Raw genomic sequence first — 21,461 nt, forward strand, 5'->3', positions numbered from 1 at the left:
ATCTTTTGAGATTCTGTCAAATGAAAATAACCATAAGCAGCTTGAGCTAATTCAGCATTATCTTTTAGTTTTTGTATTTGTTGCTTATTGCTCATTATTTGCTCCTTTTGGTGTCATATTGTCTGCATTTACATCAACACATGATAAAGTCTCCTCCACGCCAATAAAACCCACTCCCTTCATTTCCTGCTGGAAAATAGCGTCTTGTATGCCAAGTGCCATCAATTGCCATTACATTAGTGTTGTGTCTGGTGATTGGGGATTGATTACTATAAAAGGCTGCTATTATTCCCAAGCGAAAATTTATTTCTTTCTCTCTTGATAAAGTTGCATATTCAAATACTCCTTTTTTATAATCCCCACTATCTTCTGAAATTTTCCAAGTTTTCCCATTCAACTCCTCCCAATCTAGTGTATCTAAACTTGTATCAAAATACCTTAGAATCTTATTATACTTCTCTTCATTATTAGGTAATTCATTAAGCTTACACATATTTCTAAACTGCCAATAACTAGGCTCTAAATAATAAGAATAAGGTGTGTAATAAAAGATAAAGAGAAAAAATAGTATTACTAAAACACTGCCTATGTTATATTTAAAGCGAATAAACAAAACTAAAGGAATAATAATAAAAACTACATATAAAGGCATTCCTATAAGATAGATAATCCCAATAAGAAATAAGATTGTAAATTTTTTTAGAATCTTATTTATCTTAATAAGATTCTTTTTTCTTTGAAGCCGTTTTTCTATTGCTGTCATTATTTGTGCCTATGTAGTAATCATTTATTATATCTTTGATTTGCTCGAACTTAGATTCTGTCCCACGAATGGCTAAGGTATAATTGATATAACCATATTCACTTGTATAGCTAATCGCTTTAGATTCTGTATTCTTTTGTTTTGTTTTTTCACCAAATAAAGTAGCAGAAAAACCAGATTCAGTATTGGGGCAATGTTCTAATAAATCATAGCGAGAAAAGAATCTTTTGGCTTGGAGTGGGGAGAAGTCGCCATCAAACAACCTATTATGATACCAAGAATCTTTAGGTTTACCATTATTGTTAAGGTAGTATTTATAAGTAATGTCGAGTATATCTGCATGGGCAATAGTAGCAGCTTGATCTTTTTTAATTTTTCTAAATCCCTCTAGTGCTTTTTGAGAATCCTCATCTTGTGCATCATTATATTTTAATCTATCAAAATATCCATACGCTGCCATAGCTAACTCTGCATTGTCTCTTAGTTTTTTAATCTGTTCTTTATTGTTTGACATTTTCTATTCCTCGCTCCCATTCATTAAATTTTGCCATATCGATGTGTAAAGCTTCAAAGCAACTCACTCTTCCCCCAGATAAATAGAATCCCGTCCCCTCATTACCTGCTGGGAGTGGGCGTAAATCACGCCAAGTCATAACACTCCAAATATTGTCAATATTATCAAATGAAGCCCTATTATCCTTAAACATAAAAAATAGCGTTGCTGAAATTCTGCCATCATGCTTATCAAATTCGTATCCGTATTGCTTAGAATCGTTAAAAAATAAATTCTCTTGAATATACTCCCAATCCAAACTCTCCAAATCCGTATCAAAATACTTTAATACCTTATTATAATATTTCTCATCAAGCTTGCCACCATTAAATTGGTAAATCTCTGGTTTTAACTTACACATATTTTTAAACTTATGATAACTTGGCTCTAAATAAAAAGAATAAGGTGTGTAATAAAAGATAATTAAACCTATACTTCCAAGCACTACAAGAAATTTAGATATATGCTTTTGTGATTTAAAGAGTTTTCTATATATAAGCCACCATATAATATATGAAAGAGTAAAGAATAGAAAATAAAAAAATACCATAGGCGGATACACAAAAAGCATTACCAAGCCTATACTTACAACAAATGTTAGGGCTATAGAAATCTGTTCTTGTGATTCAAAGAGTTTTCTGTATATAAGCCATAAAAGAAAATAGGAAAGAGATAAGGCAATAAGGAGAAAACATACTATTACTAAAAGCATTGTAATTTCTTTAGGAGTTTAGATTCTGCATTCTTTTGTTTTCTTTTTTCTCCAAATAAAGTAGCAGAGAATCCGCTTGAAGTATTTTCTTGATGAGCTAAGATTCTAAAACGATTGGTAAAAGTTATGGTTCTTTTAGAGAGTTTAGAATCTAATTTTACTTGAGTGATGTCGTTATTGCTTATTTTATCTTTTTCTGTAAGACATTTATTAGCAAAAGGGATACACCAATCGCCTGTTCTGTCTTCATTAAATCTTGCCTCTATGGCTCGGGCGTAGGTGGAGTTTTGCTCTGTATTAGTATCTTTATTGAAATAGGTTGAGCCCAAGTCTTGTTTGTCGCCGTTATCGTATTTATCCTTACTATCTTTTTTTACATAATTTACAAAGTGCAACAAAGCATAACTTGCATCAGCCACATTTGCGTAATCTAATAATTTTTTAATTAAGTCTATTTTTGCGTTGTGCGTTTGAATATTCTTTTTCATACTATCTAATTTTTACTTTATTTCTTAGATTCAGAAAGAAACCTTTGGTTTGCATTGTAAGATTTCATTATCAAAATCTATATACCAACCAGCACCCTCATCACCTTTTAGAAATAATCCAGAATAGTGGTAATTATATGCTGAATATCTATAAAATTCTTCTTCATTATAGAGAAGTTTATATATTGTTTTACTTAAACGATTAGAAATTTCTTGAGAATCAAATTTAATATCAAAATTATCAACAAGAAATTCTTGTTTTGTGGTTTCATCATAAAATTTTCTACCATTGTAAAATGATATTTTTTGCTTTGCCTTTAAAAAAAAGATTGTAGAGATTATCATCATATATTGTATTATCTTTTTCAACCTCTTTACACAGCCTCTTAAACTCATAATACTGCGGATCAAAATACTTAAACGAGCACCCACTAAATACACAAGCCATAAACAAGATACCAAACATTGATAAAACTATTCCCCACATTTTGAGAAACCTTGTTTTAATGTTATTTTCATTCATACCACATTCCTTAAAAGATTAATCTTAAATTCTATCACAAACCCACTAAATTTCTTAAATCTTGCTTTAATAATAGGGAATCCTTTATCACTCATTACACCACTAAAGACTAAATCTTGCATTATAGGATAGTCATCATTAAACTTTTTTAATCCTCTAGCATTTGGAAGTATAGTAGCTACCATAGTGCAAGGTCCTCCACTAAGTATAGGATTAGTGCAACCTATGATAGAGCTATGTAATAAATCAGATTCTAAAACCATAGGAATACCTTTAGATTTAAAAGGCTTCCCTTTATTAGACTTCAGCTTTACTACTCCATTATGAGGACATTTTATTTCATCATCTTCTAGTATAGGGTGGAGCCTTGCGGTGCTTGTTAGAGAATCTATGGGGGTGGATTCTTTTTGTTCTTTAGTGGCTAGAGCAAGTCTATGTTGTTGTTCTGTTTGTCTTGAAGGTTTTGTTTGTGTAGAGAGATTGATACTAAATCTTTTATCTATTGGTTGTATCTCTTTAATACCGCTTATATCATCACTATAGCTAGATTCTGTATTATTATCTTTTTTGTCGTATTAGTTTTCATTATTTTGCAGCCTCTTTTGTTATCTCCATAGATATTACTTCTTGTCTTTCCTTTATGCTTAATATAATGAGCTATAGGCATGATAATAGTAATTTGTCATACATAATCTTGCATTATTATATAAGACTTCTATATTATCACGCTCATCACTAATATACACTTCTCCATTTTCTCCATAGAAATATCTAGGTTTATTCATATCTTCTTTACCACCCCTAAGTGCTAAAGAGTAAAAATACACATCACAAGGCAAGTTAAAATCTAATCCCAAATTTTTTTCTAAATGCTTAGAATCTATAATGCTGCTGTCTTTGGCAAAGATGGTGATTTTGTTAGAATCTTTAACTAAACCTACACCTACAATTTTATTCATTCTACTTCAATTCTTTATATTATGCTTTTTGGCATAAGATTGTATTTTATCACGCAATTCTTGCGGGAAAGATTCTCTATATATAGCTGGGATTCTGGGATCTTGTTTAAAATCTAACTCCCCTTTTTCGAACCTTTCCTCTATCTCTTCAGGAAAATAATAAAATGGTGCATTAGGATAGCCTTGAGGGGGAGTAAGGGCTAATATCTTAGCTCGTAAAACAACTCTCTTTGCATGTCTCTCTACTTGATAATCTTCCCATTCTTCTTTAAAGCCAATAGCATCATAAGGATTTTTATGCCAACTCATAGCTATTTTTCTATAAGTTTCTCTACTTTCTTTGGTCGCCTTTGGATCTGTAGGGCTTAAAAGCTCACCGCTTTTTATCTTTTCATTTAAAAATTCTAAACGCAAAAAGCTAGGATCTCCCTCATAATTTGTTCTATTTAGCTCCTCACTAAAAAGAATATCTATATATTCTGTTAAAAAAGGGCGTAATCCATACTCATCTTTTGGAATCTTTTTGAGTAATTTCATATATTGCTTTCCTAGCCTTAATTCATTCTCATAGCCAAGCTGTAGGGCTAGAATATGAGCTTGTGATGCCCTTGTAGCAAAGCCCCATCGATTAAGCCCAAGCCCCGCCCATATAAAGCCATCTTTGTTACCCAATATTCCAAGAGAGAGACAATACTCTGCATTAAGAAGCTCTCTGTTTAAATCATTGCTTAGCGATTTAAATGCATCATAACTACCATACTGCAAGGCTAACTCAAACCAATATTCTGGTGTTTTGATGATGTTTGGGGCATTATAATACACCTTTACAACACTACCAGATTGTTTTTGTATAACACAATAGCGATACATACCATAATAGGCATCAGGGAGATTATAGGCTTCTATGAGTTCAAGTAAGATATTTACCGATCGTTTTGTTTTTGCTTGAATGGTTGATTTTATTCTTTTAATAGATAATGAAAGTTCTTCTTTGTCATCATATGGATATTGTGCTAATGCTGCAGCCACATAATAATCATCATTCATATACACTTCAGCTAAAAGCAATCCTGCTTTATAATCCCTACTCTTAGTATAGACAAACTCAAGCTTTTGTATCACACTTTCAAACTTAGCAAATTGTCTCTTATAAATATCCCATTTCTCATCATCACTCTTAAAATAAAAGTCCTCTTTTTCTATAGATAACAACAAAGCTTCATATTCCTTTTTTGCCTTATCATAAGTTTGCAAATAGATTTGCTCTTTAGGTCGCTCTATCTCTCTTAGAGCAATATGCTTATACACAATGATACTGCTTTCTATCCCACTTCTTGCAACAAGATAATTATATCTTTCTCTACCATTAAGACTTTGATAATAGGCTTTTTCAGCTTTAGTCCAAGGAGCTATCTCTTTTCCTTTTACACTCTCCTTCAGATAGATCTTTTTCCACTCTAGCATATAGAGATTTGAAGTTTTAGCTCCCATAAAACCATTCACTATAGAATCTTTTTTATATAGCAATGGTTTGTAGTTTTTATATGGGGAGCTATCCATCTCTTTTCTTGCATCAAGTATCATTCTCGCCTTTATTTCTGGTGCTTTTACTAAATCTGGATATTTTTCATTTGGGTATTTACCATTTGGCATAATGAGATTTGTTTTAGAATCAAATATAACCTCTAATCCATTTGGTGCTTTTATGGTATATGTCTTTACTTCCCTATCAAATAAGAACATAATCTTTCCTCCAAACCAACTATTCTATTTTTCTCCATCTCTTGCTTTATTTCCTCTTTTAGACTAACACAAATCCAGCTGCTACTAATAAGAGCACCTGTGCCACATTCAAGCGATGCCTTTCCGGCTGCTTCTCTATCTAGCTTATCTTGTATGATTGCAATGTGTTTTTTACAAGTGCTTTCAAATCCGGATTTATTAATCATAAAAGCTATAGGCAGACCAAGTGATAATCCAACTATACATTGGATAATTCTCTGTTTTTTATCTTTTGGTTTTTTAGCCTTTAGGTAATGTATCAGATCTTCTATTCTTTTCATTTTTTATCCCACCTATCCTAAATAAAATCCATCTTGCTGTATAATTGTCGTCGCTATGCGTCCAAAAATTTTTGGCTGTTTTACTCTGTTTGTATCACTCACTCCTTCATATATGGCTAAGATATTATTCTTTGCGATATTTCTAAGGGCTTCCATAAAGTTTCTTGTATGTGTTGTTTTATGTCTCCCAGAAATCTCAGCAGTTAAATAATCAATGCAGAAATTATAAGAATCTACAATAACATTGGCATTTGATTTGAAATTTATCTTTTGTTTTTCACACTGAGATTGCGAAAGATTGTAAGATTGTATAATCTCATTTATATCTTGCCCATTTTTTCGCAATCTTATGTTATTGGTGTCTAGGCGATATTCACTCTTAAGTGTATTTGGGCTTAGTTCTTTTGTAAGGAAGGTTTTATAAAAGTCCCTATCTTCCATTCCGCCTCTTAATTCATCTGGGATAATAAAAGCTAGGATTTGCTTTATTATCATATGTCTTGTAAAGGCACTTTGATTTGTTGTTTTACCTGCGGTTGTGAGTTTTTGTAAGGCTGCATATAGAAGTATATTTGGTGCAATCTCTAGTCCACCTGTGCTTAAACTCCCACCAAATAATCCATAAGCGAAATTGTAAATAATCATTCTTGAGTGAATTGGCATAGGATAGGTGAAAAATGTATCGCTGTCCATAATCAATGGTGCATGGCGTAGAGATTGTAGTTTATATTCTAAACTTTTATATCTTTCTAATAGTGTTTTAGAATCTGTTTTAAAGAGAGAGATTATGATATGCGTAAGTGTTGTGTCTGCTAGTGCAATAATGAAGGCTTGAGAACTTGCTTTGAGTGCCTGCTTGCCAATAGCTTTTGTAATTTCCCTATTCATTTGAGTATTATCTGCTTGTATTGTAATATGTTGTGGTTGTTTTATTGGATTATTATTGTTATCTATAATGATTAATTTAATACTTTTACTCTCTTTGCTTATAATAAGTTTGTTTCCCGCTCTATCGTGTTTAATATCAGATGTTTTAATATTTTTTAGATCTATTTTTTTTAGCAAGTCATTAATTTGTTGATTTTTCTTTATATTATTTGAAATTTTTATAGAATCTTTTTTATTATTCAAAGCACTTTCTAGTATTTCAAGTGTAGCATTTTTTATGATGTTTGGTATGTCTAAAATACCTTTTATACCAGTTGCAGTGCTCAAGAGAGATAATGTAATTTTGTTATTGTTTTTGGTGAGATACATAGCAAAGCTAAAGGTTATAAAAAGGATTGACATGGCTTCTAGTTTTTTAGATTCTGTATCTGCAAAAAATATTTTTGTGGTTGGTAAAAGGGTGGTAAGGAAATTTTCCCCAATAGATTGCATTATAAGTGGCAGTGCTTCATCAAGTTGTTTATGCTTAAAGCCTATGTATTGCTCTTTTATATGATGGCTTATAGATGAGAAACTAAGTTTCTTTGTATCATTTGAAAATGGATGTAGTGTAATATTTCCAAAAGAATTACCAAGCACTATCTTGTAGTCGTTGTTTGCATTTTCTTTATATTGTTTCATAGCTTTTTTAATCCGATCTTTTAAGTCAATTAAATCAATAGGGATCGCTTGATTTTGATTAGACTGAACTAGAAATGTAGTCCTTTTTCCTTGAAGTATTGTCTCTGCACCTTGGGCTTCTGCATACATTTTGCTCATCACATATCCCTTTTTAATCTCTGCACCATCTTGCTCTAAAAAATATAAAAGCAATGCTTTTAAAAAGATATTTTCTGGCGTATAAAAATATTTTTCTCCACCAAAACCAATATCATTACTTGCGGTATATGCCTCAAATTTTACACTATCAAATAAAAACTTATAATACCCAATATGTTCCTTGATAAATGTTTGTCGCAATTCTTTGATAAATTTTATATTTTGTTCTTGTATCATAAGGCTTTGTATATATTGTTTATCATCATAAGATAGTGCCTTGTTATCTTTGTATTCCCCCTTTTTTGTTTGATTGATTTTGACAAATGGTGAGAGGTATAAAAAGAGATCGTTTGAATCCATATCATCATGCGTGTAACTACTATAATCTTGTGTTGGATTGTTATTGGTTAGTTTTGGTGGATTTGGTCTGCCTTGTATCTGCACACCCATCTTTCTTATTGCTTTCTCCATACTGCCAGCTCTTTGCTTGCTTGGTGGTGGGGTAAATGTTATATAATTTCTATTAGATTTTGTTGTATTTTCTTCCTTTATAGCGGTTGCTAGCCTTTTTGATGTAAAGGCTGGATGTGTCATATGGATAAAATTTGTATATGATTTTGTAAGTCTATTAAAAAGATTGTATGCTGGGCTTTTAGTATTAGAATCTGTATGTAAGGGAGATATACACATAGATGAATATTCATTATTGTCATTTGTGATATATTCTTGTTGTTTTTTAAGTATATCTATAATACTTTGTATATTTCCATGATATTTTCCCTGTATGATTTGATTAAGCTCTGGCGTAAGATTAAAAGACTTTTCTTTAATCAGAAAATCAGCTTCTAATCCACTAAGATCAATAAAATTACCATCGCTATCAAGTAGCATAAAGATATGAGATTCTACCAAACATACTGCAAGAACTTCGCTAATATCCTTAAAAAATGCAGTAAGTATAGGCACTGCAACTGCCCTATAATATCTATTGTTTCCTATTGCATTGAGTTCTTCTGAAATATCATACATCTCTCTTATACTAGAAGCTGTTCCCAAACTTAAAGCAAGGAACACAAAGAGACTTCCACTACCAAGAGATAGACATACACTAATAATTGCTATCCCAATCTTTAATGCTATAAGCAGAGCAGTCCTTGTTTCATCATCTGCCTTATTCTGCTTTGTGTTGCTTAAATTTGTTAAGATCTCATTGCGAGTATGCATGAGTTTTGTTTTGAGGTCTTCTAACTTTTTGTCTCTTAGTTGTTTATCTTCAATATATGCCTCATAATAACTCGTTACCTTCTCTACAATATCAATAAAAAACTCTTTTATATATTGTATACCTATGGAATCTGTATTTTTTATATCATAAAAGTTTAGTGTTGATTCTTTTGGGATATAGGCATTTGAATACTCAAGTAATTCTATATCTTCAAAAAAGCTATGCCTTCTTAATTTTTCTTGATTTTCTTTTACAGAGTTAATATTGTCTAAATCTCCCATGCTACCAGAGCCAACTTGTATTGGGGCAGTGGTAAGAACACTTGCTATATCATAAACAATATGAGTTTGTTTTTCTTCTTTTTGTTGGTTGTTTCTTATCTTTTGTGCCTCATTTGCTACTTTATTAATGAATATTTCTAATGGATTGTTACTATCTTCATTTATGTATTGAATATTGAGTTTGCTTTTATTCCTTTGTCTTTGTTGCTTGTAGATATCTGATAATAAATTATCAAGCTTAATTGAATAAAAACAAAGAGTCTTTATCTTACTAGTATCCATATAACTATCAAATTCTTGATACAATCTCTCTGCGATAAAGTCAGTAGGTGCGATAATATGTAGAGCAAGATTCTTGTCTTTAGCATTCTTTAAAAATTTCTCTATAATTTCTTTTATCTCTTGTGTAGGCTTGATGTTATGTATCTTTTCTATACTAATAGTATTTTGCACATTTTTATCCTCTCTCATTCTCTACCTCACATATATATTTGACAAAGCATTATAGCTATTATGATTGCCTTGCGTATCTTCTCTTTCTTCATTGCCAAATTCTATCATTAGTTTTTCAGATCTACTAGGATATAACCATATTTCTCTACTATAGATTCTATGTTCTTCATAAAGTCTTTTTGTATTATCTAAAAGCTTAAACCCTCCATAACCATAGTCTTTATGTTTTTTAGCTTGTTCATTCTCTTTATAGAGTTTCTCTAATATTTTTGGAATATTTTTGCGAATAATGGCTATATACTCTCTTGTGTGATTGTCAAACACTATGCAAAAGCTTTTATGTATATAATGCTTTGTGGGATACTCTACTTGTATTGTTTGTGGAAGCGTTGTAAAATCTACTTCTTTGCATTCTGAAAGATGAAGCATATAGTTTTGTAATGGCATATCCTGTATTATATCCTTCATATTGATTTGACAAGCATAGATATTAAGAGAATTTTTTTGTAAAGAATCTATTTTGTAGCATATTGTAAATATTGGTTTTGTATATTGTATTTGAGATTCTAAAGCTTCTTTGCTTTGTGTATTAGCATTACTAGGATTTGGTGAGTTTATCCTAAAAGTATTTTCTTTAGGAGTGCAAATAAGAGGAAAGCCTTTATCACTCATTACACCACTAAAGACTAAATCTTGCATTATAGGATAGTCATCATTAAATTTCTTTAATCCTCTTGCATTTGGAAGTATAGTAGCTACCATAGTGCAAGGTCCTCCACTTAGCAATGGATTAGTGCAACCTATGATAGAGCTATGTAATAAATCAGATTCTAATACTAAGGGTATGCCTTTAGAAGTAAAGCTTTTACCTTTATTACTCTTTAGCTTTACTACTCCATTATGAGGACATTTAATTTCATCATCTTCTAGTATTGGGTGAAGCATTGCAGTGCTTGTTAGAGAATCTTTTGTTTGAGAGTCTCGCTCTTCTTGTTTTTCCCTTTGTGCTTTTTCTCTCTCTAGTATTGCTTTAGATTCTTTAGAGTTACATTCTAATTTGATGTTAAGGCTAGAATCTAGGAGGGAGTAGTTTAAGAGTGTTAGGGTATTGCTACCTAGAAATACTTGGAGGGTGCTTAGGGAATTGTTAGAATCTCTATTGTTGCTTGTAGATTCTATAAAGTTAGAATCTATCTCACCGATTAAGTGATAGATGGGTTTAGATTCTACAAACACTCCCTCTTTGTCTAATTCTCCAAAGAATAACGGATTATTAGAGGATTCTTTAGAGCCTGTGAGTAAAAGACCAAACCAAGATATATAAATATGTTCTATGTTGGCGATTTTTGCTATCTCTACACAATCGATACAATCGTTTTCTTTTGCAAAATAGATTGCTTTATTTTCTAACACTAAAAAATCATTGCTAGAATATTGTGTGCTTACACGTTGTTTCATTATAATTCCCTTAACTTATAAATATAGCTCTTCTTTAAATATTATCCTATGAGTTTCGCCTTGCTCTATGCAAAGATGAAATTTCTCAATATAGGCATTTAGACTAAAATCATCTAGCCCATTTTGATAAATTTTGTATGTGCTTGCATTGTAGCCTAAAAAATAAGAAATGTTTTTGAAGTTTAATAGGCTAATAGTATCGTGTGCGATAGGTCTATAAGCCTGTGATTTTACCAATGAACGCAAGTAGCCCAAATCAAGCTTATTGAGAGAATCTAGTGGGATATTTATGAAATCATTGGTAGCAAGTGGCATGATATATATTTGCCTATTTTCCACAAAAGCCTCCAAACCCATATCTTGCAAAAAATCAATGCTTTTCATTTCTATGAGATTTTGATAATACGCCACATCATCTAATACACAATCTATCGCCTCGCTTAGAGTTTCGCCCCTCCTATGCAACAAAGCATAATGATACAGATTGCGTAGAAAAAGATTTAAATCTTGCAGATCCATTTGCTTTTTTGCACTATCGTGGATTACATCTAACAATCTATTTAGCCTTTCTAATGCACGCACACAATAAGCTGGGTGATGAAAGTCATTATCTTTGTCATTGATATAATATAAATAGCCCGGTGTTTTTGTGCCTAGCTCTTGGACAAAATTTGCTAGTATCCATTGGTTATTGTTGAGATTAGAATCTTTATCGGTATGGATATGAAAGGTTTTGTCTTTTAAAATATTCATTGCTTCTTGTCTGTGTGATTTTGAGAGATTGATATAGGCTTGTTTTCTATGCTCTCGCATATTTGTTTGTGTCTCTTTAGATTGTATATTAAGGCTTTGCAAAATGCTAAACATTCCTCTCCATAGTCTCTTCGCACCCGGTGCTTGATAGGTATAAAGTTCTTGTGTGATATGCGGATATGTGAGAGCAAAAAGCTGGGCGAGATACCCGCCTAGTGAGTGTCCTACTACCACTATTGGCGTGTTATGTGCTATCTTTCCGCTTTGCTTTAGCCTAAAGTAAAAATTTATCATAGAATCATATTGTTTTTTAGGGAGCTTTCTTAATGTCAAAGAAGCGTCAGTTCCTATATCCCTCCAATCAATTGTAAGAGGATTGGGGCTTGGGGCATCAGTCCCTGCTATGCCTAAAATATATTCATTATTGCTTACATCTCTAAAAAGCGTAGCCCTAAAGCCCATTTTAGATTCTCTATCATTTTCATTGATGTGGTCTATCACTTCATAATTTTTGGCAAAGTTTAGGGCGATAGTCATTAAGCTGCAACCAAACCCGCCAACGGGGATTTTATCACCTATATCCTTGTTTGAACGAACAAGTGCTAAAAATAACATTTTTTGAGAATCACTCAAACCTAGCAATATGCTTTTATTATACTCATCTAGTAATGATAGACAAGTTGCTATTTTTTCTATTTTACATTGTATTTTGTTTCCTTGAATATCTAAATCTTTCTTGACATCTGTATAGTCATTTCTTTTTCTTGCTTCCATAAAATATGTGAGTTTTACATTCCCCGCCAAAGCCAAAATAGCATATTTATACATAAGCTTTATGTGTGTTTCATATTGCAAGAGATTCTTATCGGAATCTAGCATTATATCTTGATTGTTTGGTATTTGGTTGTGTGGCATTTATACTCCTTACCATACGACATTCTCTATATTTCCTATCCACTCTATTGGCACACCTAATACAGGCCTAAGACTATTATCTTTATAGGATTTTAAACATAGACACCAAAAATTGTTAAGCTTTTCATGTATGCGCATATTCTCACAACTTTTTTCTACGAGTTGGAGTGTTTCCGGATTTAATCTCTCCTTAAAACGTCCTGTTTTGCACGAGCACGCTTGGCCTACTACACCTATTGCACTATCATCCTCGCACATCTCATCGATTGTTCTCCAACGTTGAAAAACACTCCAGCCTAGTCTATAGATTTTAAATCTTTGTTCATAATTTCTGTAATCATACACTTGGGCTAAAATCTTTTGTGTATTTTTATTCTTAAATGTAAAAGTTTGTTTTGTAATCATTGTTTTTTTATCAACCCTCCTTTCTGTGTATTCTACAACTATTTGTTTCAAAAATGCTTGATAGTTAGAATCTTTAGTAAATACTATCACTTCATCACCAAGAATAGTTTTATGATACACATTTGATTGTCGTGTATCTTTGCTAAAAATATAATTGCTTATTTCAATCGCATCGAGAACCTTTTCGAGATAATATGTACCAAAATAGTGTTTTGGTACAGAAGTATCATAGATTTTTGTATCGTCATCTGCTTGTATTTGCAGTTTGTCATATTTGGTATGGTCTTTTTGTATCAAATGACCATCATAACACCCACTATAAATTACTAAGATAAGACTAAGGATTAAGAGATGTATAATTTGCATTTGTTATTCCTAAAGTGATGTATTATTGTGTTGCAATGGATTAGTGCAACCTATGATAGAGCTATGTAATAAATCAGATTCTAATACCATAGGTATGCCTTTAGAAGTAAAAGGTTTGCCTTTATTGCTCTTTAGTTTTACTACTCCATTATGAGGACATTTTATTTCATCATCTTCTAGTATTGGGTGAAGCATTGCAGTGCTTGTTAGAGAATCTTTTGTTTGAGAGTCTTGCTCTTCTTGTTTTTCCCTTTGTGCTTTTTCTCTCTCTAGTATTGCTTTAGATTCTTTAGAGTTACATTCTAATTTGATGTTAAGGCTAGAATCAATTAGAGAATAGTTTAAGAGTGTTAGGGTATTGCTACCTAGAAATACTTGGAGGGTGCTTAGGGAATTGTTAGAATCTCTATTGTTGCTTGTAGATTCTATAGAGTTAGAATCTATTTCACCGATTAAGTGATAGATGGGTTTAGATTCTACAAACACTCCATTTTTGTCTAATTCTCCAAAGAATAGGGGATTATTAGGGGATTCTTTAGAGCCTAATAATAATTGAGAATATAAAAATATTTGTGTGTTACTAGAATGCAAAGAATCTAAAGTAAGTTTAGATTCTTGATTACAATCAATATGGGATTTTTGATTGCTAGATTCTATGTTATTAGATTCTAAATATCTTTGTTTGTAGTTTGTAATGAGAGATTCTAACTCTTGTATATCTAGCGTTGTATTATCTTTTGTAAAAATATCTATTCTTTCATTGTGGATATGGATAAGGTTACTCATTGAAATATGTGAAGTGTTAGAATCTAATTTATCTAAAAATATGATTCTTTTAGATTTGTCTTTAGATTCTAAAATAAGATATGAATCTTTATTTGCTGTATTTCTATTAGAAAATCTTTCTTGTCTTTCTCTTTTCCTTTGCTCTCTTTGTAGTTCTTGGAGTTTAGATTCTCTTTGCTTAGAATCTAATCCTTGCAGTTCTTGCTCTAGCTCTTGTCGTTGTTTTTGTAACTCCTCTGCCTGCTCTTGCTTAATGAGTTGGTAGGTTTTATATAAGGCTTTTCTGGCTTCAAGGTATGTAGTGCTTAGAGAATCTTTATTAGCGATGAAGGAGAGGTAAAATGCGGATTTGTAGTTATAAAATTCTTTCACTTTATCCTTATAAAACAAGTCATCATTTTCATCAAAATACATTATGCTTTCACATTGGTATAAGGCTTTTAGATAAATAATATTAGAATCTTTATTTAAGCTTTCAATATCTTGTATTGTTAGAATTTTACATTTAGCATTCATTTTATCTTCCCCTTAATTGTTCTATTGTATCAGATACCTTTTTTAGTTGTTCTGGTGTTAGTTTATCTATGACATTTAGTCTCGTCATCTGAAGCACATTTTGTGGCAATATTCTATCATTGGGATACAATTTGTCTGTTACATTGATATTGTTTATAAAAATTTGTTTTTTGTGTGTATTACCTAATCCATATCGCAAAAACTTTTGGCGATTTCTTGTTTCAAAAGTTTGGTGGCAATGGGCTGTATTTATTAGTTGTGTAGTACTTGTCGCATCGAGTTTGTTATATTCTATGGAGTTAGGACTAAAGGTAAAATCTGTTTCTCTGATATAATCAACCACGCCATTTGCTCCAGCATTTAAGGCTGTGCCAAAATTATCTGAAATCCAATACGAAGTCCCAATACCCGCTACAAATACCGCAATCCCAACAATAGCCCCGCCAATAGGAGTTAAAAATACAGATGAAGCAGCACCAGCAGCAACTGCTGCCTTGAACGAGGCATAACCCCCAGCTATCATAATAGAACCGCTAGCAATATTTGAGCCTATTTTTGTAACTACCTTAATAGTATCGCCTGTTTTTTTATATTCCACAAAACCATCGTATATATTCACAAAATGTCCCACAGGCTTAGTAAATACCCTAATCATATCGCTTACTTCAAAAATGGAGGTCTTAAGAGTGCGGATAACTGAAGTGGATTTTGGTTTATTATATTCTGCCACAACATCAACACTCGTGCTAATTTCAGCAAGTTTTTCTTTTGCTTTTTCTGCTTGCTGCTCTAGTCGTGTTTTGTCTTGCAATCTTTCAAATTCTTTTACTATATGCCACGCTAACGAATATTTCTCAAAGAAGTCTTGAAGATTCTCTTTATCTTTCTTGTTCAAATGCTCTGTATTTTTAATCTCATTCATCGCAAGTCCTTAACTCTTGTATTATTGTATCACTTTTGTGGATTTGCTGTGTTATTTTTTCTATTCCTTCGTTATCTATATATTTTCGATATAAAGGATTTTGTAGCATTGTATTTTTATCTTGTAAGCTTATATATAATTTATTCCTTAAATCCCCCAATATTTCACAATAATTTGTATTGGATTTAGCTATTATCATATAATAGGAAACAAGACTAAAAGCACTAGCAAGTGTAAGACTTTGAGTAGAATCTATTTTCATAAGTGCCTTGTAGGCTTGAAATAAATCATTAAATAGATTGATTTCTTGTGGATTGATGATAACATTTTGTTCTTTGTCGGTGTGTATTGGTTGCAACATAATGTATTCCATATGCACTTTTAGGTAAGGATAAAAAATGTATGCAATCCATTCGTCATTTGGATTGTTGATTAAGTGTCGTGGAATCTTGTATATAAGTGGGATTGTGGGGTCTTGTATGATAGAATCTTGAACTTGAGATAATGGCTTTATTTTTTCTAAATCTCTTTCATAGTCATTCTCATACCATTGATGTAAATATGCTATTTCTTGTGGGGTTAGGATTTGACTTTGTTGTAAGCTCTGTGAGATGTCTTGTGTATAAAAATCTTGATAGGTTTTATAGATAAAGAATATAATGCCTAAAGGAAGCATTAAAAGTAATATTTGTTTATTAGAAAGTTTAGCGAGTGCGTTGATGAACTTTTGTGTTTTTTGATTGAGTATGTGCAAAATCTTTTTCATTAGGCTACCTTTAGAGAATCTTTGGCTTTAGATTCTCTGTCATTCTGAGCCATAGGCGAAGAATCTCTTTGTGCTTGTTCTTTTTCTTTCTCTTGTATTGCTTGAGATTCAGAGGAGTTACATTCTAATTTGATGTTAAGGCTAGAATCAATAAGAGAATAATTAAGGAGTGTTAGGGTATTACCATTGAGGAATACTTGGAGGGTGCTTAGGGAATTGTTAGAATCTCTATTGTTGCTTGTAGATTCTATAGAGTTAGAATCTGTTTTGCCGATTAAGTGATACACAGGCTTAGATTCTCTAAACACGCCCTCTTTGTCTAACTCACCAAAGAATAACGGATTATTAGGGGATTCTTTAGAGCCTAATAATAATTGAGAATATAAAAAGATTTGTGTATTACTAGAATACAAAGAATCTAAAGTGATACCATAATCTTGATAGGCTTTTGCTAACTCTTGTATATCAATAGTGTTTGTATCTTTAGTAAAAATATCTATTCTTTCATTATGGATATGGATAAGGTTGGATAGAGAGTTAGCAGAATCTAAAAAGATAATCACATTGTTTTTGTCTTTAGATTCTAAGATGAGATTATTGGTGTTGGTGTTTCTACTTGAAAATCTCTCTTGCCTCTCTTTTTTTCCTTGCTCCTCTTTGTATTCCTCATAGCTCAATTGTGAGATTCTTGTCTGTTCTTTTTGATATTCTTGCTCTCTTTCCTTTCTTAGATTCATCATTGTTTTATATAAGGCTTTTCTAGCTTGGAGGTACTCATTACTTAGAGAATCTTTATTAGCGATGAAGGAGAGGTAAAAGTCATCTTTGTAGCCAAAGTTTTGCGTAATGACTCTGCTATTTAGTGTTGTATTATTTTCATTATCTAGCACTAGCAAAGGATTGCATTGATACAAACAATAAAAATATCCTAGCTTAGCTTCATTATCTAAATCATTAATACTTAGATTCTCTATGTCTTTAGAATCTACATAAGTATAGTAGGCATTGTGAGAGTAGAGGGAGGATAGGAGGTTATAGAGATTGTGGTCTTGCTCTTGTGCAATATCTTTAGGAAGTTGTCTTATAATTTGCTCTCTTAAAGAATTATTAAACAGGGCAATTTTGTAGGTTTGCTGCTCCAAGACAGCATGACTCGTTTCTGTAAATTGTTTTAAGTTTATCAATTTATCAAGCATAACTTTCCTTATCAGTAATATAAGAAATTGCATATAAAAAATCAGTTGGATAATCCATTTCCATTATCATTGTTTCTAATTCCTCTTGACTTATATCAATATCATTAGATAATTTTGCTTCCAAAATAATATTTTCTTGTGCTATATGGGTAGAGTAGAATTGGTATTCATATTGGCTAATTTGCTCTTTGTATTGATTGTATTCTAATAAATTATTTATGCCATTATTAACCTTACCATTGATTAGCATTATAGCCTCCTGCAATGTCATAATTAGTGGTGATAGATAGTGAGAATCAAACCATTTATCGACTCTAAAATATCGTATTCCTGTAAAATGTTCCCCCAAAATATTAAGCAGATAATGCTTCCCATCTATGTCTTTACCTAAATCTTGTATAAGATTATCTATTTTTTTATTATTATCAGGATTAGAGTCATCATCGGCTTCTATATGATGGATAGAATCTTTACACGCTAAGGGTTGTTGCAACATCTTATTGGTAAAGAAATTAGCTATTTTATTAGCATAAAATTCATTAAGATGAATCGCATAAAGGGTAATTTCTAGCTGACTATACGAATTCATATCTCTTTGGGCTTTAGCGCTAATAAGTAAATGATGAAAATTAGCATTTGGCATATCATAGCCATTCTTACTTTTTTGATAGATTTCTCTTAAAAGCTCATCTATTTTATCTTTGTAGAATTGCATTCTTTTTAATGTTAAAACTTTTTGGAGATTATCTGCATAATTATCATTCATATCAATCAATACCGCATTAAAATCAAGCTTTTTAGCACCAGAGGAATTAAAGGTGTAGATTTCCTTGACTATATTAGAATGCGTAGGTGTAGCAAAGGATAAGGCAAAAAGTTGCGTTAAACACCCACCTAGCGAATGCCCCACAACAATTAAGGGAGTAGATTCTGTGATATAACTTTTCTCAATACATTCGCCATAAAAGTCTAGCATATCCAAATATTGCTTTTTAGGTATCACACCACCAATCAAAGAAACATCGGCTTCAAATATGTCTTTAGAATCTTCTGTGCCACGAAAAGCTAAGATATATTCTGAATCTTTAGAATCTGCTTTTGTGTCTTTAAAGAGAGTAGCAGAGAAACCTGAATCAGTATTAGGCTGATGAAATAAAAGCTTAAAGCGATTAACGAAGGTTATGGTTCTATCGCTTAACTCTTTAGGATATAGCTTTATACATTTATTTATTTCTGCATTAAAGATATGACAGCCATTGCTATCTTTGTGTTGTGCAGAATCTATTTCTTTAGATACATTTTGGATTTTGTTATCAAGCTTTTTACCTTGAGAGTTTTTAGAATCTTGATTAAATCGTGCCTCAATAGCTCTGGCGTAGGTGGAGATTTGCTCTGTGTTAGTATCTTTGTTGAAATAAGTTGAGCCTAGTTTTTGTCCATCGCCTTTTTCTTTTTCTCCTGTTTTTTTGTTTTCTTGAATAGTATCGTTGATATAATGCAACAACGCATAACTCGCATCAGCACAATTTGCATAATCTAAGAATTTCTGTGTTAGCTTATAATCTGCATTATGAGTTTGTATGTTTTTGCTCATTTTTTAATTCCTTGTTTAATAGTTGTCCATAATACTACACTCTAAAGAATCTTCTGTTTCCCAATGCCACCCTCTGCCCTCATCACCTCTTAAAAATAAACCATAGTAAGTATAAACATATAGGGTATAATCCAAATAATGTATATCATTATAATACCTTTTTTGTATGCTTTTCCTTAAGCCAAATTTTTGTATTCAATGACTACTCTATTGGATTTTGAATAGGCAAAACCACCAAAACAAATTTCTTGTTCCAATTTTTCACTATAAAAACAGCCTTTATCATTTGTTTTTATATCTTTTCGATTTTTGATAATATCAAAATAATCCTGATTATAAATCGTTACTTCAGAATCTACATTTTTACACAACCTCTTAAATTTATAATATTGCGGGTCAATGGATTTAAAAGAAAAAGAACAACCATTAAATGATACAATCACTAAGATTCCAAGAATAGAATATAAAACATATTTTAAAAAAGCATAACTCGCATCTGCACAATTAGCATAGTCAAGAAATTTTTGTGTCAATTTTATGTCCGCTTCGTGTGTTTTAATATTCTTTTTCATTTCTCACCGACTTTTATTTCATTAAATGAAGTTTTACGACCTTTTTGAAACCAAACATTATGTTTATTTTCCTTTATATATTTAAATCTATAACTTAACTGCAATCCACTTTCTAAAACCGCAAAATAAGACCATCGTTCGCCTTTATTTAAAGTAAATTTATTATCACGATTCATACAGCTGTCAGTATTTTGAAAAGGAGTGCCATCGATTTTAGGTATAAAAAATCCACCTTTATCGTAAATAAAACCTATTTCTATTGCATAGGATTCAACTGCAAAACCTTTTTCATTTTTTATGCTATTAGCATACATAGTAAAAACTTGCGTTATCTTGCCTTGTTTATGTAAGATATATGTAATTTCTCCAATCATATCTTGCTCCCACTTGTCATCGTTACTTGGTAAATTTCCCTTGTAGCCATTGCTTACTTCGATTAATGGTTCTTCATATTCGTAAATACCACTTACCTCTTCACACAATTTTTGAAATTCATCATATTGAGAATTAAAAATTTTAGTAGAACAACCATTAAGCAATAAAACAACTAAGATTCCAAGAATAATATACAACCCTTTAGGATAGAGTTTTTGACAGATATTGTTTTCTGCATTAAAGATATGGCAGCCATTGCTATCTTTGTATTGTGTAGAATCTATTTCTTTAGATACATTTGTAATCTTATTATCAATTTTCTTGCCTTGAGGATTTTTAGAATCTTGCATAAATCGTGCTTCAATAGCTCGGGCGTAGGTGGAAATGTAATCAGTATTTGTGTTTTTATCAGTGTAGATAGCGTATTGCTTTTGTCCATCGCCAAAATCGTTTTTATTTCTATCAATCTCATACCCTTCATTTGTATATTCTAGTAGAGCATAACTCGCATCGGCTACATTTGCATAATCAAGAAACTTCTGCGTTAGTTTGTAATCTGCCTCGTGTGTTCTAATGTCTTTAGTATTTTTAGACATACTACCTCCTTACTTCTATAAGATTGTCTTTGCAATATAAAGTTCCTTTAGTTCCCCAACTAAAACCAGCGGCCTCATCGCCCTGTAAAAATAAACCTGTATAGTCATACCAAAATGATGAATATTTATAAAATGGGATATTTTTATAAAATATAGTATTCTCATTAATGGTTAGCCTATCGCTTATATTAACAATGTGTGTCTTAGTAATCGTAAAATCACTCATTAAATATTCCTTTTGTGTTTTGTCATCATAGTATCTTTCTTTGTTATATCTTGCCTTATAGATTCTATACAATTTCTCATCATAGATTACATTTTTAGCCTCTTTACACAATCTCTTAAACTTATAATACTGCGGATCAATGGATTTAAAAGAAATTAAAGAACAACCACTAAGCAATAAAACAATTAAGATTCCAAAGATTAAATATAAGGCATATTTTAAAGAAGCATAACTCGCATCAGCACAATTTGCATAATCTCTCCCTAAGTCTATAAATCTCCCATAGCC

At 31.6% G+C, this 21,461-nt stretch carries 22 protein-coding genes; all 22 read right to left on the reverse strand.

Going from position 1 to position 21,461, the window contains the following annotated elements; genetic code table 11:
- Positions 1-133 precede the first annotated feature (133 nt).
- A complete protein-coding gene (locus C6H08_RS10880) occupies positions 134-763 on the reverse strand; it encodes a hypothetical protein (RefSeq protein WP_324761528.1) in 630 nt (209 codons plus the stop codon).
- Positions 717-1,277 (reverse strand): hypothetical protein, encoded by a 561-nt coding sequence (locus C6H08_RS10885; protein ID WP_104686205.1) that lies wholly within the window; start codon positions 1,275-1,277, stop codon positions 717-719. Before C6H08_RS10885 ends, C6H08_RS10880 begins: the two co-directional genes overlap by 47 nt.
- On the reverse strand, positions 1,264-2,028 hold the full coding sequence (locus C6H08_RS10890) for a hypothetical protein (RefSeq protein ID WP_411698107.1): 765 nt from the start codon (positions 2,026-2,028) through the stop codon (positions 1,264-1,266). Before C6H08_RS10890 ends, C6H08_RS10885 begins: the two co-directional genes overlap by 14 nt.
- Positions 2,019-2,516, reverse strand: coding sequence for a hypothetical protein (locus tag C6H08_RS10895; protein WP_080732233.1), 498 nt, complete (start codon positions 2,514-2,516; stop codon positions 2,019-2,021). Before C6H08_RS10895 ends, C6H08_RS10890 begins: the two co-directional genes overlap by 10 nt.
- Before the next feature lie 30 nt (positions 2,517-2,546).
- Positions 2,547-2,864, reverse strand: coding sequence for a hypothetical protein (locus C6H08_RS10900; protein ID WP_138196244.1), 318 nt, complete (start codon positions 2,862-2,864; stop codon positions 2,547-2,549).
- Positions 2,800-3,039, reverse strand: a complete 240-nt coding sequence (locus tag C6H08_RS10905; protein WP_104686207.1) for a hypothetical protein — start codon at positions 3,037-3,039, stop codon at positions 2,800-2,802. Before C6H08_RS10905 ends, C6H08_RS10900 begins: the two co-directional genes overlap by 65 nt.
- Positions 3,036-3,302: a hypothetical protein gene (locus tag C6H08_RS12195; protein ID WP_233708587.1), complete on the reverse strand. Its 267-nt coding sequence runs from the start codon at positions 3,300-3,302 to the stop codon at positions 3,036-3,038. Before C6H08_RS12195 ends, C6H08_RS10905 begins: the two co-directional genes overlap by 4 nt.
- A 381-nt stretch (positions 3,303-3,683) precedes the next feature.
- On the reverse strand, positions 3,684-3,998 hold the full coding sequence (locus C6H08_RS10915) for a hypothetical protein (protein WP_034580154.1): 315 nt from the start codon (positions 3,996-3,998) through the stop codon (positions 3,684-3,686).
- A gap of 6 nt (positions 3,999-4,004) precedes the next feature.
- Positions 4,005-5,741 carry a hypothetical protein gene (locus C6H08_RS10920; RefSeq protein WP_052092965.1) on the reverse strand — a complete coding sequence of 579 codons (1,737 nt, stop codon included), beginning with the start codon at positions 5,739-5,741 and terminating at the stop codon, positions 4,005-4,007.
- A complete protein-coding gene (locus C6H08_RS10925) occupies positions 5,717-6,061 on the reverse strand; it encodes a hypothetical protein (protein ID WP_034580153.1) in 345 nt (114 codons plus the stop codon). Before C6H08_RS10925 ends, C6H08_RS10920 begins: the two co-directional genes overlap by 25 nt.
- Positions 6,062-6,073: 12 nt before the next feature.
- A complete protein-coding gene (locus C6H08_RS10930) occupies positions 6,074-9,727 on the reverse strand; it encodes a hypothetical protein (RefSeq protein ID WP_138196246.1) in 3,654 nt (1,217 codons plus the stop codon).
- Between the two features lie 21 nt (positions 9,728-9,748).
- On the reverse strand, positions 9,749-11,185 hold the full coding sequence (locus tag C6H08_RS11615) for a hypothetical protein (protein WP_194145913.1): 1,437 nt from the start codon (positions 11,183-11,185) through the stop codon (positions 9,749-9,751).
- A 15-nt stretch (positions 11,186-11,200) separates the two neighbouring features.
- Positions 11,201-12,853, reverse strand: coding sequence for an alpha/beta hydrolase family protein (locus tag C6H08_RS10940; protein ID WP_104686208.1), 1,653 nt, complete (start codon positions 12,851-12,853; stop codon positions 11,201-11,203).
- 9 nt (positions 12,854-12,862) lie between these two features.
- Positions 12,863-13,624 carry a hypothetical protein gene (locus tag C6H08_RS10945; protein WP_104686209.1) on the reverse strand — a complete coding sequence of 254 codons (762 nt, stop codon included), beginning with the start codon at positions 13,622-13,624 and terminating at the stop codon, positions 12,863-12,865.
- Between the two features lie 9 nt (positions 13,625-13,633).
- Positions 13,634-14,926, reverse strand: coding sequence for a hypothetical protein (locus C6H08_RS10950; protein WP_104686210.1), 1,293 nt, complete (start codon positions 14,924-14,926; stop codon positions 13,634-13,636).
- A 1-nt stretch (position 14,927) separates the two neighbouring features.
- Positions 14,928-15,848, reverse strand: coding sequence for a hypothetical protein (locus tag C6H08_RS10955; RefSeq protein ID WP_034580420.1), 921 nt, complete (start codon positions 15,846-15,848; stop codon positions 14,928-14,930).
- Positions 15,841-16,614, reverse strand: coding sequence for a hypothetical protein (locus tag C6H08_RS10960; protein ID WP_034563375.1), 774 nt, complete (start codon positions 16,612-16,614; stop codon positions 15,841-15,843). The genes C6H08_RS10955 and C6H08_RS10960 overlap by 8 nt, the downstream gene beginning before the upstream one ends.
- On the reverse strand, positions 16,614-17,810 hold the full coding sequence (locus C6H08_RS12200) for a hypothetical protein (protein ID WP_052092755.1): 1,197 nt from the start codon (positions 17,808-17,810) through the stop codon (positions 16,614-16,616). The genes C6H08_RS10960 and C6H08_RS12200 overlap by 1 nt, the downstream gene beginning before the upstream one ends.
- A complete protein-coding gene (locus C6H08_RS11620; protein ID WP_194145914.1) occupies positions 17,803-19,404 on the reverse strand; it encodes an alpha/beta hydrolase family protein in 1,602 nt (533 codons plus the stop codon). Before C6H08_RS11620 ends, C6H08_RS12200 begins: the two co-directional genes overlap by 8 nt.
- Before the next feature lie 176 nt (positions 19,405-19,580).
- A complete protein-coding gene (locus C6H08_RS11625) occupies positions 19,581-19,976 on the reverse strand; it encodes a hypothetical protein (RefSeq protein ID WP_052092758.1) in 396 nt (131 codons plus the stop codon).
- Positions 19,973-20,947: a hypothetical protein gene (locus C6H08_RS10980; protein ID WP_052100053.1), complete on the reverse strand. Its 975-nt coding sequence runs from the start codon at positions 20,945-20,947 to the stop codon at positions 19,973-19,975. Before C6H08_RS10980 ends, C6H08_RS11625 begins: the two co-directional genes overlap by 4 nt.
- Before the next feature lies 1 nt (position 20,948).
- Positions 20,949-21,461, reverse strand: a 513-nt coding sequence (locus tag C6H08_RS10985; protein WP_104686211.1) for a hypothetical protein, incomplete at its 5' end; no start/stop codon positions are given.

The organism is Helicobacter bilis (assembly GCF_900198365.1).
Taxonomy (GTDB): Bacteria; Campylobacterota; Campylobacteria; order Campylobacterales; family Helicobacteraceae; genus Helicobacter_A; species Helicobacter_A bilis_B.

Bases quoted from the DNA above. Each gene is read 5' to 3' on its own strand.
- C6H08_RS10880 (WP_324761528.1), bottom strand. From the start codon at position 763: ATGACAGCAATAGAAAAACGGCTTCAAAGAAAAAAGAATCTTATTAAG.
- C6H08_RS10885 (WP_104686205.1), bottom strand. From the start codon at position 1,277: ATGTCAAACAATAAAGAACAGATTAAAAAACTAAGAGACAATGCAGAG.
- C6H08_RS10890 (WP_411698107.1), bottom strand. From the start codon at position 2,028: ATGCTTTTAGTAATAGTATGTTTTCTCCTTATTGCCTTATCTCTTTCC.
- C6H08_RS10895 (WP_080732233.1), bottom strand. From the start codon at position 2,516: ATGAAAAAGAATATTCAAACGCACAACGCAAAAATAGACTTAATTAAA.
- C6H08_RS10900 (WP_138196244.1), bottom strand. From the start codon at position 2,864: ATGATGATAATCTCTACAATCTTTTTTTTAAAGGCAAAGCAAAAAATA.
- C6H08_RS10905 (WP_104686207.1), bottom strand. From the start codon at position 3,039: ATGAATGAAAATAACATTAAAACAAGGTTTCTCAAAATGTGGGGAATA.
- C6H08_RS12195 (WP_233708587.1), bottom strand. From the start codon at position 3,302: ATGGTTTTAGAATCTGATTTATTACATAGCTCTATCATAGGTTGCACT.
- C6H08_RS10915 (WP_034580154.1), bottom strand. From the start codon at position 3,998: ATGAATAAAATTGTAGGTGTAGGTTTAGTTAAAGATTCTAACAAAATC.
- C6H08_RS10920 (WP_052092965.1), bottom strand. From the start codon at position 5,741: ATGTTCTTATTTGATAGGGAAGTAAAGACATATACCATAAAAGCACCA.
- C6H08_RS10925 (WP_034580153.1), bottom strand. From the start codon at position 6,061: ATGAAAAGAATAGAAGATCTGATACATTACCTAAAGGCTAAAAAACCA.
- C6H08_RS11615 (WP_194145913.1), bottom strand. From the start codon at position 11,185: ATGAAACAACGTGTAAGCACACAATATTCTAGCAATGATTTTTTAGTG.
- C6H08_RS10940 (WP_104686208.1), bottom strand. From the start codon at position 12,853: ATGCCACACAACCAAATACCAAACAATCAAGATATAATGCTAGATTCC.
- C6H08_RS10945 (WP_104686209.1), bottom strand. From the start codon at position 13,624: ATGCAAATTATACATCTCTTAATCCTTAGTCTTATCTTAGTAATTTAT.
- C6H08_RS10950 (WP_104686210.1), bottom strand. From the start codon at position 14,926: ATGAATGCTAAATGTAAAATTCTAACAATACAAGATATTGAAAGCTTA.
- C6H08_RS10955 (WP_034580420.1), bottom strand. From the start codon at position 15,848: ATGAATGAGATTAAAAATACAGAGCATTTGAACAAGAAAGATAAAGAG.
- C6H08_RS10960 (WP_034563375.1), bottom strand. From the start codon at position 16,614: ATGAAAAAGATTTTGCACATACTCAATCAAAAAACACAAAAGTTCATC.
- C6H08_RS12200 (WP_052092755.1), bottom strand. From the start codon at position 17,810: ATGCTTGATAAATTGATAAACTTAAAACAATTTACAGAAACGAGTCAT.
- C6H08_RS11620 (WP_194145914.1), bottom strand. From the start codon at position 19,404: ATGAGCAAAAACATACAAACTCATAATGCAGATTATAAGCTAACACAG.
- C6H08_RS11625 (WP_052092758.1), bottom strand. From the start codon at position 19,976: ATGAAAAAGAATATTAAAACACACGAAGCGGACATAAAATTGACACAA.
- C6H08_RS10980 (WP_052100053.1), bottom strand. From the start codon at position 20,947: ATGTCTAAAAATACTAAAGACATTAGAACACACGAGGCAGATTACAAA.